3 protein-coding genes and 1 pseudogene are annotated in these 2,076 nt (G+C 57.3%); all 4 read left to right on the forward strand.

Annotation, left to right across the window (positions count from 1 at the left end; translation table 11 throughout):
- Positions 1–900, forward strand: a 900-nt coding sequence (locus tag JIF53_RS03690; protein WP_228285458.1) for a WD40/YVTN/BNR-like repeat-containing protein, incomplete at its 5' end; no start/stop codon positions are given.
- The gene (locus JIF53_RS03695) at positions 893–1,348 is read left to right on the forward strand and encodes a c-type cytochrome (RefSeq protein WP_011784882.1); all 456 of its coding nucleotides are present in this window, start codon (positions 893–895) and stop codon (positions 1,346–1,348) included. The genes JIF53_RS03690 and JIF53_RS03695, both read left to right, overlap by 8 nt.
- Before the next feature lie 49 nt (positions 1,349–1,397).
- On the forward strand, positions 1,398–1,874 hold the full coding sequence (locus tag JIF53_RS03700; protein ID WP_199451854.1) for a hypothetical protein: 477 nt from the start codon (positions 1,398–1,400) through the stop codon (positions 1,872–1,874).
- 38 nt (positions 1,875–1,912) lie between these two features.
- Positions 1,913–2,076, forward strand: a pseudogene (locus JIF53_RS03705) (cytochrome c biogenesis CcdA family protein); the annotation flags it as partial.

The following is a 2,076-nucleotide window of genomic DNA, read 5'->3' on the forward strand; positions in this document are numbered from 1 at the left end:
AGCAAGGTGTTTTCCGTGAACACAAGGATTACTGAGGTCAGCCCCATGAAAACGATGGTTTACCGCCTGAATTCTGGCGTTTCCAGGCTTTTCCTGTTCGCGTTGGTTGCCGTCATGCCGGCCCTGGTTCAAGCCGAGTCTGCGAATGATGCCCAAGCAGTGAAAGCGCTGGCGACTGACTCCTCCGGCGCCCTGCTGGTGCTTCGGGATAGCGGCCTGCTTGTTCTTGATGATAAGACTGCCGCCGACATCCCGCTGCCACCGTCCGATTCCGGCGCTCAACCCCGTTCCATGGCAAAGGGCGCGGACGAACGCCTGTACCTGGCAGGGCCAGGCCTTGGCATCTGGCGCTATGAGTATGCTAGCGAGCGCTGGCATTCCCTCAATGACACCCTGCCGGATCTCGGAATCACCGCCATTGCCGCCCACGCCACCCAACCGGAAACGCTCTACGCCTATCTTGGTGAAGGTGGCATGTTCCGATCCAGGGACGGCGGTGGCGAATGGGTGAAGGTTGACGGTGGACCCCGGGAGCCGGTGCAGGCGTTCCTGCACTCGGATATGCCCGGCAGCATGGAAAGTGGCTGGCTGTTCGCGGGCACCACCCGTGGTGTGGCCCGTTCCATGGACTGTTTTTGCTTCTGGGGCGATGCCGGCGAATTGCGAGGGGCGGTGACGGCCATTGATTACGATCCTTCGGCCCCGGAGAACGTCTACGCCGTAATCGAGGGGCAACTTCACCACAGTTCTGACGGCGGCGAAACCTGGGTTGGCCTTGAAATACCCCAGGCAATCACCGCTCTGACATTCTCACCCAAGGAAGGACTCGTGGTGGGCACGGAAAACGGAGACCTGCTTTCGCGGAACGCCTCTGGCGAATGGGTGCCTGTTCATGAATAAGTGGTTTGTCCCGCTGGTCTTGCTCGTTGCCCCGGCCCTTCTGATGGCCGGTGGCGCGCCACCAAACAGCGACAGCTTGCCGACCGAAGTGGCCAAGGGTCGCCAGATCTACGAGCAATACTGCGCCGCCTGCCACGGATGGCAGGGTGAAGGTGCGGCCAACTGGAACAAACCGGATGAGAAAGGCGAAATGCCCCCGCCACCACACGATGAGACCGGCCACACCTGGCGCCACAGTGATGCCATGCTGTTCAGGATGATTGCCGAGGGATGGCGGCATCCCTTCAACAAAACAGATCGGCTGGCTATGCCAGCATTTGAGGACACCCTCACCGACGAGGAAATTCAGTGGGTGATCGAGTACCTGAGAACACTATGGACAGACGACCAGCGCCGCTATCAACAGAACGAAAGTCAGGACATTAACCAGGCCGAGAGCCCCTCCTGACTTCTCACGGATACCAGACAACACTCCTTTAAATCTCGGTAACTCGAAAATGTCGTTGAAGCAGCACTTCAATAAATGGTCATGGTTATTCGGTATAGCCGGTTTCAGTCTGGTGGTCGCTGCAATTTTCGTGTTGCCGCAGTACCTGAAGCCTGATCTGGATGCCGGTGTCACTTTTTACGCCACCGAGGGATGCGCACCTTTTGAAGGTCAGTGTATCGGGCGAAAGGGCGATCAAACCATCACAGTCGGCTTAGGTAATGAAGCCATCGAATCGATGACAGAGATTCCCATTCGTGTGCGTCTCGATAACATGACAGCAGACTCCCTGATCGTGGATTTCGAAGGGCTTGAAATGTACATGGGCGTGGTCCGCACCCAGCTGCTACCGAATGCCCAGGGTGTTTACCAGGGAACCATTACCCTGCCGGAGTGCGGTACCGGCAAGATGCTATGGCGGTCGAGGGTTATCATCGACAACGACCCTTCCAGTGAAGATATCAAATTTGATTTCTGGGCAGTTTAACGGACTTACAAAACTTAGGGGACTAAATTCCTGATCTTGCAACCTGGGGAATTGGCGCCGCGTTTGCCATCGGCTGGACACCCTGTATAGGCCCCATACTCGGGGCCATATTGGCGCTCAGCTCCACGCATGCCAATGCTGAGGCGGGCATGCTGTATCTGGCGGCGTATTCGTTGGGGTTGGCTCTTCCTTTTCTCGGAAC

The organism is Marinobacter sp. bablab_jr008 (genome assembly GCF_016464145.1).
In the GTDB taxonomy this organism is placed as follows: domain Bacteria; phylum Pseudomonadota; class Gammaproteobacteria; order Pseudomonadales; family Oleiphilaceae; genus Marinobacter; species Marinobacter nauticus.

What these genes read in the sequence shown, in the direction of transcription:
- JIF53_RS03695 (WP_011784882.1), top strand. Translation starts at nt 893, where the DNA reads ATGAATAAGTGGTTTGTCCCGCTGGTCTTGCTCGTTGCCCCGGCCCTT.
- JIF53_RS03700 (WP_199451854.1), top strand. Translation starts at nt 1,398, where the DNA reads ATGTCGTTGAAGCAGCACTTCAATAAATGGTCATGGTTATTCGGTATA.